Below are 12034 nucleotides of genomic sequence, written 5' to 3'. Positions count from 1 at the left end.
GTTGGCTTGACGACCATGGAGTACACGCAGCTCGGACGCACGGGACTCAAGGTCAGCCGCCTCGTCCTCGGGACGATGAACTTCGGTCCGCAGACCGACGAGGCCGACAGCCACGCCATCATGGACGCCGCGCTGGACGCGGGTCTGAACTTCTTCGACACCGCCAACGTCTACGGCTGGGGCGAGAACAAGGGCCGTACCGAGAGCATCATCGGCAGCTGGTTCGCGAAGGGCGGCGACCGCCGCGACAAGGTGGTCCTCGCGACCAAGGTGTACGGCAACATGGCCGCCGACGGCGAGGCGTGGCCCAACCACGACAAGCTGTCCGCGGTGAACATCCGCCGGGCCGTCGACGCCTCGCTGAAGCGGCTGGGGACCGACTACATCGACGTCTACCAGTTCCACCACGTCGACCGGGACACCCCGTTCGAGGAGATCTGGCAGGCGATCGACGTCCTGGTCCAGCAGGGCAAGGTCCTCTACGCCGGTTCCTCGAACTTCCCCGGCTACAAGATCGCCCAGGCCAACGAGATCGCCGCCCGGCGCGGCGGCACCATCGGCCTGGTCAGCGAGCAGTGCCTGTACAACCTCGCCGAGCGCCGCGCCGAGATGGAGGTCATCCCGGCCGCGCAGGAGTACGGGCTCGGGGTCATCCCGTGGTCGCCGCTGCACGGCGGGCTGCTGGGTGGTGTGATCAAGAAGGAGGTCCAGGGCGGCCGACGCGCCTCCGGGCGGGCCGCCGACACGCTCGCCGACCCGTCGTCCCGCGCGCAGATCCAGGCGTACGAGGACCTGCTCGACAAGCACGGCGTCGAGCCCGGCGAGGCCGCGCTGGCCTGGCTGCTCACCCGGCCCGGCGTGACCGGCCCGATCGTCGGTCCGCGCACGGCCGAGCAGCTCGCCTCCGCGCTGCGCGCGGTCGAGCTGGAGCTGAGCGAGGAGCTGCTGACCTCGCTGGACGAGATCTTCCCGGGTCCGGGTCCGTCGCCGGAGGCCTTCGCCTGGTAGCGGCGCGTACGGGGGCGGGCGGCGGCGCTGACTGCCCGGCGGCGCGTACGGCGGCCGGCGGCGACGCTAATTGCCCAGCGCCGCCGCCAGCGCCACCACGACGAACATCAGCACGAGCGCACCGGCCATGATCCGGTTACGGGTCTTCGGGTCCACGCCACCGAGCCTAACCGGCCGCGCCCAGCGCCCGCCGGGCGACCGCCTCGTAACGGGGCTGCTCGCCCGGCACCCCGGACGTCGGCAGGTTGCTGCGCACCAGCACCACCTCGTCCACGGTCCAGGTGCGGCTGCGGAACGCGTGCAGGGCCTCCACGTACGGCCGCACGTCGACGGCGTCCCGGCTGCGGGCCACCGTCAGGTGGGCCTTGTAGCGGCGGTGCTCGTCCATCGGCACGCCCGCCTTGCGCGCCGCCGCCTCGGCCCGCTCGGCCAGCAGCCGCATCGTGCGCAGGTCCCCCTCCGCACCGGCCCACAGCGCCCTGCCGTGCCCGAACTGACCGCCGCCGAGCAACGCCAGCCGGAACGGCTCGGTCCGGGACGCGGCCCGCCCCAGCCGCGCCGTCAGCTCCGGTACGAGCTCGTCGTCGACCTCGCCGTAGAAGGCGAGCGTGAAGTGCCACCCGGCCCGCTCGGTCCACCGCATCCCGTCCGCCCCGGGCAGCCTCCGCAACCGAGCCACCTCGGCGGCGAGCTCACGGACCACTTCCACGGGGGGCAGCACTGCGGCGAAGAGTCTCATGGGGCCAGTCTGCCGTCAGACCGCGGGAGCCAGGGCTTCCTGGCGCTCACGGGGCACGAAGCGGACGCTGGGATGGCCCCGGTGCCAGCCCACCGACAGGCGCAGGCCGCCGACCCTGGCCAGGATCAGGCCGATGACGGTCGCCGCGGCCACCGCGACCGCGCCGCCGGCCGCGAAGCCGACGCGGGCGCCGTAGGTGTCGGTGATCCAGCCGACGATGGGGGCGCCGACCGGGGAGCCGCCGAGGAAGACCATCATGTAGAGGGCCATGACACGACCGCGCATCGCCGGGTCGGTGGCCATCTGGAGGCTGGTGTTGGTGGTGACGTTGACCGTCATCGAGAACAGGCCCAGTGGGACCATGAGCAGGGCGAACATCCACAGCTGCGGTGAGGCGGAGGCCAGGATCTCCAGGCCGCCGAAGGCCAGCGCGGCCAGGATCAGCAGCCGCAGCCGGGCCGTGCCGCGCCGGGCGGCGAGCAGGGCGCCGGAGACGGAGCCGACCGCCATCAGGGTGTTGAACATGCTGTAGGCGCCCGCGCCCCCGTGGAAGACGTCGTCGGCGAAGGCCGAGAGGTAGACGGGGAAGTTGAAGGCGAAGGTGCCGATGAAGCCGACCAGGACGATCGGCCAGATCAGCTCGGGCCGCCCGGTGACATAGCGCACGCCCTCCCGGAGCTGTCCCTTGCCGCGCGGGGCGCGCTCGACGGCGTGCAGCTCGCGGGCGCGCATCATCATCAGGCCGGCGAGCGGCGCGACGAAGGACAGGCCGTTGAGGAGGAACGCCCAGCCGGTGCCGACACCGGTGATCAGCAGGCCCGCGACGGCGGGGCCGACCAGGCGGGCGGACTGGAAGTTCGCGGAGTTCAGGCTGACCGCGTTCTGGAGCTGGCCGGGGCCGACGAGCTCGGAGACGAAGGACTGGCGGGCCGGGTTGTCGACGACGGTCGCGAGACCGAGGGCGAAGGCGGCGACGTAGATGTGCCAGACCTCGACCCGTCCCGTCAGGGTGAGGGCGGCGAGCGCGAGGGCGGTGAGGGCCATCGCGGTCTGGGTGACGAGCAGCGTGGGGCGCTTGCGCAGGCGGTCGACGAGGACACCGCCGTACAGGCCGAACAGCAGCATCGGCAGGAACTGCAGGGCCGTGGTGATGCCGACGGCGGCCGAGGAGCCGGTGAGGCTGAGCACCAGCCAGTCCTGGGCGATGCGCTGCATCCAGGTGCCGATGTTGGAGACGACCTGGCCGATGAAGAACAGGCGGTAGTTCCTGACCCTCAGCGAGGCGAACATCGAGGTCTTGCGGGCGGGGGTGGTGTCGGGGGCGGGCAGGGTGTCGTGGGGGTCAGGTGCGGGGGCGGAAGCTGCTCCGGATCCCGTACTCAAAAGGGTTCGCCTCCTGGCTTGCTGCTGTGGGGCTGTGCTGCCGTGCTCAGATGTGTGCCAGTTTCTCCAGGACGGGGGCGGCGGCGCGCAGTTTCGCCCACTCGTCGTCGTCGAGTTCCTCGACCAGCGTGGCCAGGAACGCGTTCCGCTTGCGGCGGCTCTCCTCGAGCATCGCCTCGGCCCGCTCGGTCTGCGTGACGACCTTCTGGCGGCGGTCGTCGGGGTGCGGCTCCAGGCGGACCAGTCCCTTGGCCTCCAGCAGGGCCACGATGCGGGTCATCGACGGCGGCTGGACGTGCTCCTTGCGGGCGAGCTCGCCCGGGGTGGCCCGGCCGCAGCGGGCCAGGGTGCCCAGCACCGACATCTCGGTGGGGCTGAGGGACTCGTCGACGCGCTGGTGCTTGAGCCGACGGGACAGCCGCATCACGGCGGATCGGAGGGCGTTCACGGCGGCTGCGTCGTCGCCATGGCTGAAGTCCGGCATGTTCTTTAGCGTAACTCATTACTCTGGCTAAGGACCACCCGGAAGGCGCGTACGTGCCCATGACCCCCGCCACTGTCACGCCGTATCACCCGTACGAGTGATCCATCCGCGAATCGCGGCGCGGCGCACCATGGTGTGCAGGGACCCTCATGCGCATGGGGACCGACGTGCTCAGCCTGCGTATCGACCACGAACTGCTCGAACGGCTCCGGGAGCATGCCGCAAAACGCGGCATGAGCGTCCAGGACTATGTCGTCCGGACGCTCATGCGCGATGACTTCGACCAGCGGTTCCAGACCGCCGTCGAGGAGACGGAGAAGTTCTACGGGGTCACGTGAGCCCCCGCGGGCACGGTCAGGTCAGGCCCAGCGCCGGCATCAGGTAGTAGAAGGCGAACACCGCCGACACCACGTACATCGCCGCCGGGACCTCCCGGCCGCGCCCGGCCGCCAGGCGCAGCACCACGAAGGTGACGAAGCCCATGCCGATGCCGTTGGTGATCGAGTAGGTGAACGGCATCATCACCATCGTCACGAAGGCCGGGATGGCGATCGTGTGGTCCGCCCAGTCGATCTCCTTGATCGAACCGGCCAGGATCAGGAAGCCCACCGCGACCAGCGCCGGGGTGGCCGCCTGGGACGGGACCATCGTGGCGATGGGCGTGAGGAACAGCGCCACCGCGAACAGGGAGCCGGTGACGACGTTGGCGAAGCCGGTCCGCGCGCCCTCGCCGACGCCGGCCGTGGACTCCACGAAGGCGGTGGTGGCCGAGGCGGAGGCGGCACCGCCCGCGGCGACCCCGACGCCGTCGAGGAACAGGACCTTGTTGACGCCGGGCATCTGGCCCTGGGCGTCGGTCAGCTTGGCCTCGTCCGAGACGCCCATGATCGTGCCCATCGCGTCGAAGAAGCTCGACAGCAGCACGGTGAAGACGAACAGGATGCCGGTCAGCACGCCGACCTTCTCGAAGCCGCCGAACAGGCTGACCTGGCCGATCAGGCCGAAGTCGGGGGTGGCGACCGGGTTGCCGGGCCACTCGGGGGTCGTCAGGCCCCAGGTGGGGATGTCGGCCACGGCGTTGATGACCAGCGCGAGGACCGTCATCGCGACGATCGAGATGAGGATCGCGCCGGGCACCCGACGCGCGATCAGCACCAGCGTGAGCAGCGCGCCGAGGACGAAGACGAGGACCGGCCAGCCGGTGAGGTGACCGGTGCCGCCGAGCTGGAGCGGGACGGTGGTGTGGGCGGCGTCCGGGATGCGGGAGACGAACCCGGCGTCGACCAGGCCGATCAGCATGATGAACAGGCCGATACCGATGGCGATGGCCTTGCGCAGACCGTAGAGGACAGCGTTCATCACGCGCTCGCGCAGACCGGTGGCGACCAGCAGCATCACGATGAAACCGGCCAGCACCACCATGCCCATGGCGTCCGGCCACGACATGCGCGGCGCGAGCTGGAGCGCGACGACCGAGTTGATGCCCAGACCGGCGGCCAGCGCGATCGGGACGTTGCCGATGACGCCCATGAGCAGCGTGGTGAACGCGGCGGTCAGGGCGGTCGCGGTGACGAGCTGGCCGTTGTCGAGCTGATGGCCGTACATGTCCTTCGCGCTGCCCAGGATGATCGGGTTCAGCACGATGATGTACGCCATCGCGAAGAAGGTGGCGAAACCGCCGCGGATCTCACGGGACAGGGTGCTGCCGCGCTCGGAGATCCGGAAGTAGCGGTCGAGGGCGCCGGACGCGGCACCGGACCCCGGCTGCTCGGGGGTGGGGGCCTTGGTCGTGGCCGACGGGGACATGCGGGGACCTCATCACCGGCGGGCGCCCCCCGAAGCCCTTTGGTGTTTTCTACGAATGAAAGTGGTCAGAGACAAACGGATTCAGTATGAAGATATAACGCCGTCCACGCTATCTCCGCGCGTAGACCAGCGTGGCTCCCTGCGGTCCCCGTCACGTGGCCCACGCGGTCCCCGTCACACGCGGGACCCCTCGTAAGCTGTCCGCATGGCCGGGTTTTTTTCGGGATCCCCCGAGCACGAGGCGCCGGAGCCCCTGGAGGGCCCCGTGGTCGCCACCATCGTCGGCGGCACGATCATCTGGTTCGTCCTGTTCCTGGTGCAGCTTCCGTTCTACGGCTGGTTCGACGACCACGGCCACACCTGGTGGCTGTGGACCTGCCTGGCCGGCGGCGGGCTCGGCTTCATCGGCATCTGGTACGTCCGCAGGCGCGACGCCGCGATCAAGCGGGCCCGGTCGGCCGAGGGGGCGCCGGAGCCGGACCGCTCCCCCGCCCCCTCGGCCGACTGAGCCCGACGGGCCTCCGCGCCACCGTCGTACGACCACGGCACTACGACCGTCCTGACGGCCGTCCTACCCCGGTCGGATCTTCCGCCCATCGGGTGGGTGAACCGCCGAATCCGCACGTACCGTCGAATGCATGACGCATCTCGAGGCGGGCGACCGGATCGATGCCGAACACCCCGCCGGGGTCACCTCGCCGGTGACCGGGCTGACGGCCGCGCAAGTGGCCGAACGAGTGGCGCGCGGACAGGTCAACGATGTACCGGCGCGCAGCAGCCGGTCCCTCACCGAGATCGTCCGCGCGAACGTCTTCACCCGGTTCAACGCGATCATCGGCGTGCTCTGGGTGATCATGCTGATCGTCGCGCCCATCCAGGACAGCCTGTTCGGCTTCGTGATCCTCGCCAACACCGGCATCGGCATCGTCCAGGAGTGGCGGGCGAAGAAGACCCTCGACTCCCTCGCGGTGATCGGCGAGGTACGGCCCACGGTGCGCCGGGACGGGACGGCCACGGAGGTCGGCACCTCCGAGATCGTGCTGGACGACCTGATCGAGATCGGGCCGGGTGACAAGGTCGTCGTCGACGGGGTGTGCGCCGAGGCGGACGGCCTGGAGATCGACGAGTCGCTGCTCACCGGCGAGGCCGACCCCGTGGTGAAGCGGCCCGGGGACCAGGTCATGTCCGGCAGCTTCGTCGTCGCGGGCGGCGGCTCCTTCCAGGCGACCCGGGTGGGACGCGAGGCGTACGCGGCGCAGCTCGCCGAGGAGGCGTCCCGGTTCACCCTCGTCCACTCCGAGCTGCGCTCGGGCATCTCCACGATCCTCAAGTACGTGACGTGGATGATGGTCCCGACCGCGATCGGTCTGATCATCAGCCAGTTGGTGGTCAAGGACAACGAGCTGAAGAACTCGGTCGCCCGCACGGTCGGCGGGATCGTGCCGATGGTCCCCGAGGGCCTGGTGCTGCTCACCTCCGTCGCCTTCGCGATCGGGGTGATCCGGCTGGGGCGCAAGCAGTGCCTGGTGCAGGAACTGCCGGCGATCGAGGGGCTGGCCCGCGTCGACACGGTCTGCCTGGACAAGACGGGCACGCTCACCGAGGGCGGCATGGACGTCACCGAGCTGCGGGTGCTCGGCGACGGCGACGGGACGTACGTACGCGGGGTGCTGGGCGCGCTGGGGGCGGCGGACCCGCGCCCCAACGCGTCCCTGAAGGCGATCATCGAGGCGTACCCGGACGGCGGGGGCCGGCGCCTCACCGACACGCTGCCCTTCTCCTCCGCCCGGAAGTACAGCGGCGCCACCTTCGAGGAGGACTCCGGGGAGTCCGTCACCTGGCTGCTGGGGGCGCCCGACGTGCTGCTGGACCCCGGCGACCCGGCGCTGGCCGAGACCGAGCGGATGAACGAGCAGGGGCTGCGGGTGCTGCTGCTCGCCCGCGCCCGCGACGGCGTGGACGTCGACGACCCCGGGGCCGCCGAGGGCGTACGGCCGTCCGCGCTGGTGGTGCTGGAGCAGCGGCTGCGCCCGGACGCGGCCGACACCCTGCGCTACTTCGCCGAGCAGGACGTCCGGGCCAAGGTCATCTCCGGGGACAACGCGGTGTCGGTCGGGACGGTCGCGTCCAAGCTGGGCCTGTCCGGTACGACGGTGGACGCGCGCCGGCTGCCCGCCGACCCGGACGGCATGGCGAAGGCGCTGGACGACGGCACGGTGTTCGGACGGGTCACCCCGCAGCAGAAGCGGAACATGGTGGGCGCGCTCCAGTCGAAGGGCCACACGGTCGCGATGACCGGGGACGGCGTGAACGACGTGCTGGCGCTGAAGGACGCGGACATCGGCGTGGCGATGGGCTCCGGTTCGGAGGCCACGCGGGCGGTCGCGCAGATCGTGCTGCTGAACAACAGCTTCGCCACGCTGCCGTCGGTGGTGGCGGAGGGGCGGCGGGTGATCGGCAACATCACCCGGGTCGCGACGCTGTTCCTGATGAAGACGGTGTACTCGGTGCTGCTGGCGGTGCTGGTGGTGATCTCGCAGGTGGAGTACCCGTTCCTGCCGCGCCATCTGACACTGTTGTCCACGCTCACCATCGGCGTCCCGGCGTTCTTCCTGGCGCTCGCCCCCAACAAGGAACGGGCGCGGCCGAACTTCGTACGGCGGGTCATGCGGTACGCGATCCCCGGCGGGGTGCTGGCCGCGCTGGCGACGTTCGCGTCGTATCTGGTCGCGCGGGAGTACTACACCGGTGCGGGCGCGCTGGAGGCGGAGACGAGCGCGGCGACGCTGACGCTGTTCCTGATCTCGATCTGGGTACTGGCGATCATCGCCCGGCCGTACACGTGGTGGCGGATCGGGCTGGTGGCGGCGATGGGGGCGGGGTTCCTGGTGGTGCTGGTGGTGCCGTGGTTGCAGGAGTTCTTCGCGTTGCGGTTGGTGGGCATGACCATGCCGTGGGTCGCGATTGGCATCGCGGTCTTTGCGGCGGGGGTGCTGGAGTTTTTGTGGCGGTGGGTGGGGCGGCGGGTCCCGGCGTGACGCCTGCGGCTGCGTAGCGGGTTTTTCGCGCAGTTCCCCGCGCCCCTACAGGGGCCCACCGGCCCGAATGCCCCCGCGGGCCGGTGGGGGCTCTTCGCGCAGTTCCCCGCGCCCCTACAGGGGCCCACCGGTCCGAATGTCCCTGCGGGCCGGTGGGGTGCAGGTATCGGCTGGCGCTGCTCGCAACCCCCCAGGGGCGCGGGGAACTGCGCGACAAGCCACCACGCATCCGCACGGGACCACGGGCCGGATCACCCCCCAGGGGCGCGGGGAACTGCGCGACAAGCCACCACGCATCCGCACGGGACCACGGGCCGGATCACCCCCCAGGGGCGCGGGGAACTGCGCGACAAGCCACCGTTCAGTCGAACCAGCGGTCGCGGGCCAGTTCCTCCGTCCGGGACGGGTCTTCCAGCAGTGCCGCCACCTCGAAGCGGCGGGGCCACTGGCCCGCCGCCCAGGCCAGCCCCGCGGCCACGCCCTCCAGCGTCGCCGCGTGCAGGACGCCGTCGTTCGTCAGCCGCCAGTCGATCTCCACGCCGTCGACGACGAGTTCCTCGTGCTCCACGTACACGGCCGGGGTCCGCGACCCCAGCAGCACCCGCACCGGCTCCGGCACGTCGTGCTCCGTGCCCTCGGAGTCCACCTCCCCAGTGACGGACTCGCTCAGCCGCCGCACCTGGAACAGCTCGGCCAGTTCGGCGGCCCGCGCCGGACGCACCGGCAGCAGCGGCACACCGGAGGTGAACGGCAGCAGGTCCGGCGAGTCGACGACCACCGCGTCGGCGGCGTCCACCACCTCCACCCGCCCGTCGACCACGGCCCGCAGATCGTCCGGCAGGGTCACCTGCTCGGGATCCAGCTCCGCCAGCGCGCCGTAGAGCGCGTGCAACTGGGCCGCCGTGACCGGCCGGTCGGGGTCGGCGAGCCGGTCCAGCAGTTCGGCGGCGCCTCCCGGCTCGTCGAGCAACGCGGCCACCGAGGTCCGTACGCCCAGCGCCCGCAGCACCTGCTCGTCCTCGAACCCGGTCGCGTCGGCCTCGTCGTACAGGCCCCGCAGCAGCGGGTCGCCGCCGGCCGCGCGCAGTCCGGCGGGGCGGCGCCCGCCGATCACCGGGTGCCCGCGCAGCCACCACGCGGTGTACGGCCGTACGACCTCGTGGGTGCCGTCGTGCAGCAGGATCCGTACCGGCTGGACGAGCGCGTCGCGCAGCGGTGGCCGGGACAGCAGGGCGAGGGCCTGGGGCCAGTGGTCGTCGTCCACGAGGTCGAGGTCGCGCACGGCGACGATCTCGGTGGCGACCGGCGGGACGGGGCTGTCCGGGAAGCGGTCGAGGACGTCCTCGCTCCACACGTCCACGGCGTCGAGCAGGCCCGCGTCGTCGGGCTCGGCGAAGTCGCCTTCGCGCGGCTCCAGTTCGTCCGGGTCGAGGACGACGTCGGTGGCGCGGATCAGCGCGAAGTCGACCAGGACCCCGCAGGCGGCGAGCGGCTGTTCGCCCCACCTGTCGGCCAGTTCGCCGTCCACGGAGGCGAGTTCGCCCTCGCGCATGACCTGGGCGAACGGCCCGCCGGGGAAGACCAGCTCGCAGGCAGGGGAGAGTTCGCCGTCCTCGTCGGGGAGGGCGAGGGCGCCCAGCCACGGCTCGTCACCGGGTTCGAGGGCGGCGTCGCGCACCAGGCCGAGCACGGTGTCGGCGAGTTCCTCGGCGTCCGGGGTGTCCTCCTCCTCCCAGTTCACCGGGCCCTCGTCGTCGAGCGACGCGGCGACGGCGGCCCGCACCTGCGGGGTGGTGAGGACGGCGCGCGGGGTGGCGGGGAGCGCGCCGAGCTTCTCCAGGAGGGGGTGGGCGGCGTCCGGGTGGGCGACCTTGAGCCCGAGCCGGGCCAGCACCTCGGGGTCGATCCGGGTGGCCTCCGCTCCGGGCAGCAGCACCTGCCGGGGGCCGATGGTGGTCCGCCCGTCGGCGAGCGGCACGGGCAGCCCGGACAGCCGGTCCGGGTCGACCCCGGCGAGGCTGTCGTACAGCCGCCGCCACCAGTCGGGGGACTTCTCCAGGCCGGCCAGCCGGTCGACCGCGTCGGTGAGCGGGACGCGGGCGACGCCCAGCGTGCGCAGCTCCGCGCGGCGTTCGAGACCGGCGGGCAGGAGGGTGGGGAGGACTTCGGCCAGCACCCGTACGGTGTCCGCGCCCGCGCCCTCGACGACCTCGGCGTCACGGGGCCGCAGCGACCGCGGCAGCTCGGAGTCGTCGTGCTGCTCGGCCTGCTCGACCCGCTCGACGGCGGGCGGCAGGAAGGACGTACGGGGGAGCCGTTCGAGGACCGCCCGGCGCAGGGCGCCGTCCAGTTCGCCCTTGCCGAGCGGGCCCGGCACGAGGTCGATGATCCCGGCGGTCACCGGGCGCCAGTCGGCGAGGAGCCCGGCGTAGGCGTCGGCGGCGCGCTGCACGAGGAAGTCGGTGAGCGGGCCGGGGGCGGCGTGCCGGCGGGTGGAGTCCAGCGGGAAGGAGGCGATGAGCAGCGCGGGCACGCCGAGCGGCTCGTCGCTGGGGGTGGGCGCGTGCACGACGGGGCTGGTGCGGGGCCGGGCGGGGCTTCCGTCGGCGTCCACGGGGACGGCCCAGGTGACCGACCAGTACGGGCGCAGCCGCTCCTCGACGGGCCGGTCGGCGAGCAGTTCGGGGGTGAGCGGGCCGTGCGCGGCGGCGGTACGCCAGCGGGTGGCGCCCTCGCGGGAGTCCTCGACGACGGTGAGTGCGCCGTCGGTGCGGCGGCTCACGGTACGGGGTTCCGCGTCCCCGATCTCGACGACCACCTCCTCCAGGCCGGGCAGGGCGAGCAGCAGGGCGTCGTCGACGGCGTTCAGCAGCCGCTCGGTGAGGTCGGCTGCGGCGGTGTCGCGCAGGGGGAGGATGACGGCGGTGTCGTACGGATCGGGCGCGGTGCCCTCGGCGGCGAACGGGAGCCTGAGCAGGGGCACGTGCCCGTCACGCCGCCGGATCTCGTCCCCGAGCCCTGGGCTGTGCCGTGCGGTGTCGCCCGCGAGGTCCCGCGCCTCGGCCAGCGACCAGCGGACCCCGCCGTGCCGTCCGACGACGGCGGGCTCGTCGGTGACGGCGAGGACGGCGGCGAAGCCGACCCCGAAGCGCCCCACGGCCCGGTCCGGCGCGTCCCGCTTGGCGGAGGCGCGCAGCGTGGACAGCGACTCGACACCGGCCGCGTCCAGCGGGGCCCCGGTGTTCGCGGCGACGAGGACCCCGTCGCGCAGGGTGAGCCGCAGCCGTCCCGGTACGCCGGCCCGGGCGGCGGCGTCGGCGGCGTTCTGGGCGAGTTCGACGACGAGGCGGTCCCGGTAGCCGCCGAGGACGAGGTCCTCCTCGGCGTTGGCGTCCTCACGGAAGCGGGCGGGGCTGGTGACCCAGGCGTCCAGGACCCCGCGCCGCAGACGCGCGGTACCGAACGGATCGGCACCCTCGGCGGCGGGCCGTACGAACTTGCTCACGTTCATCTCTCCTCATCGGCCCCACATCGGCGTGAGGTCGAAGGTACCGCCCCGCGACATCCCGGCGACGC

The 12034-nt window shown here is 72.2% G+C and carries 9 protein-coding genes; 4 read left to right on the top strand and 5 right to left on the bottom strand.

Annotated elements, in window-relative coordinates:
• The first annotated feature begins 15 nt into the window (after positions 1 to 15).
• A complete protein-coding gene (locus AMK33_RS21065) occupies positions 16 to 1008 on the top strand; it encodes an aldo/keto reductase (protein WP_073934435.1) in 993 nt (330 codons plus the stop codon).
• A gap of 166 nt (positions 1009 to 1174) precedes the next feature.
• Here AMK33_RS21065 and thpR read toward each other — a convergent pair whose 3' ends face one another.
• The 3 genes from thpR to AMK33_RS21050 are packed head-to-tail and all read right to left on the bottom strand — an operon-like array spanning position 1175 to position 3614.
• A complete protein-coding gene (gene thpR / locus AMK33_RS21060) occupies positions 1175 to 1747 on the bottom strand; it encodes an RNA 2',3'-cyclic phosphodiesterase (protein WP_073934434.1) in 573 nt (190 codons plus the stop codon).
• Positions 1748 to 1762: 15 nt separating this feature from the next.
• A complete protein-coding gene (locus AMK33_RS21055; protein WP_073934433.1) occupies positions 1763 to 3130 on the bottom strand; it encodes an MFS transporter in 1368 nt (455 codons plus the stop codon).
• 46 nt (positions 3131 to 3176) lie between these two features.
• The gene (locus AMK33_RS21050) at positions 3177 to 3614 is read right to left on the bottom strand and encodes a MarR family winged helix-turn-helix transcriptional regulator (RefSeq protein ID WP_073934432.1); all 438 of its coding nucleotides are present in this window, start codon (positions 3612 to 3614) and stop codon (positions 3177 to 3179) included.
• A 155-nt stretch (positions 3615 to 3769) separates the two neighbouring features.
• Between AMK33_RS21050 and AMK33_RS21045 the strand changes: the two genes are divergently transcribed.
• Positions 3770 to 3952: a ribbon-helix-helix protein, CopG family gene (locus AMK33_RS21045; RefSeq protein ID WP_073934554.1), complete on the top strand. Its 183-nt coding sequence runs from the start codon at positions 3770 to 3772 to the stop codon at positions 3950 to 3952.
• Positions 3953 to 3968: 16 nt separating this feature from the next.
• Here AMK33_RS21045 and AMK33_RS21040 read toward each other — a convergent pair whose 3' ends face one another.
• Positions 3969 to 5420: an NCS2 family permease gene (locus tag AMK33_RS21040; protein WP_073934431.1), complete on the bottom strand. Its 1452-nt coding sequence runs from the start codon at positions 5418 to 5420 to the stop codon at positions 3969 to 3971.
• A 205-nt stretch (positions 5421 to 5625) separates the two neighbouring features.
• Here AMK33_RS21040 and AMK33_RS21035 point away from each other — a divergent pair, with 205 nt between their 5' ends.
• Both AMK33_RS21035 and AMK33_RS21030 read left to right on the top strand, forming a co-directional pair.
• Complete coding sequence (locus tag AMK33_RS21035; RefSeq protein WP_073934430.1) at positions 5626 to 5928, top strand: DUF2530 domain-containing protein; 303 nt, start codon at positions 5626 to 5628, stop codon at positions 5926 to 5928.
• Positions 5929 to 6058: 130 nt separating this feature from the next.
• Positions 6059 to 8458, top strand: a complete 2400-nt coding sequence (locus AMK33_RS21030) for a cation-translocating P-type ATPase (RefSeq protein WP_073934429.1) — start codon at positions 6059 to 6061, stop codon at positions 8456 to 8458.
• Positions 8459 to 8819: 361 nt separating this feature from the next.
• On the opposite strand, the gene AMK33_RS21025 is transcribed toward AMK33_RS21030, so the two are convergent.
• Positions 8820 to 11963, bottom strand: coding sequence for a sacsin N-terminal ATP-binding-like domain-containing protein (locus tag AMK33_RS21025; protein WP_073934553.1), 3144 nt, complete (start codon positions 11961 to 11963; stop codon positions 8820 to 8822).
• Positions 11964 to 12034: the final 71 nt, after the last annotated feature.

It is taken from the genome of Streptomyces sp. CB02400, from assembly GCF_001905725.1.
GTDB classification, from domain to species: domain Bacteria; phylum Actinomycetota; class Actinomycetes; order Streptomycetales; family Streptomycetaceae; genus Streptomyces; species Streptomyces atrovirens.
Note: the sequence above shows the minus strand (reverse complement) of the source record. Positions and strands in the feature narration are given on the sequence as shown.

Bases quoted from the DNA above. Each gene is read 5' to 3' on its own strand.
- AMK33_RS21065 (WP_073934435.1), top strand. From the start codon at position 16: ATGGAGTACACGCAGCTCGGACGCACGGGACTCAAGGTCAGCCGCCTC.
- thpR (WP_073934434.1), bottom strand. From the start codon at position 1,747: ATGAGACTCTTCGCCGCAGTGCTGCCCCCCGTGGAAGTGGTCCGTGAG.
- AMK33_RS21050 (WP_073934432.1), bottom strand. From the start codon at position 3,614: ATGCCGGACTTCAGCCATGGCGACGACGCAGCCGCCGTGAACGCCCTC.
- AMK33_RS21045 (WP_073934554.1), top strand. From the start codon at position 3,770: ATGGGGACCGACGTGCTCAGCCTGCGTATCGACCACGAACTGCTCGAA.
- AMK33_RS21040 (WP_073934431.1), bottom strand. From the start codon at position 5,420: ATGTCCCCGTCGGCCACGACCAAGGCCCCCACCCCCGAGCAGCCGGGG.
- AMK33_RS21035 (WP_073934430.1), top strand. From the start codon at position 5,626: ATGGCCGGGTTTTTTTCGGGATCCCCCGAGCACGAGGCGCCGGAGCCC.
- AMK33_RS21030 (WP_073934429.1), top strand. From the start codon at position 6,059: ATGACGCATCTCGAGGCGGGCGACCGGATCGATGCCGAACACCCCGCC.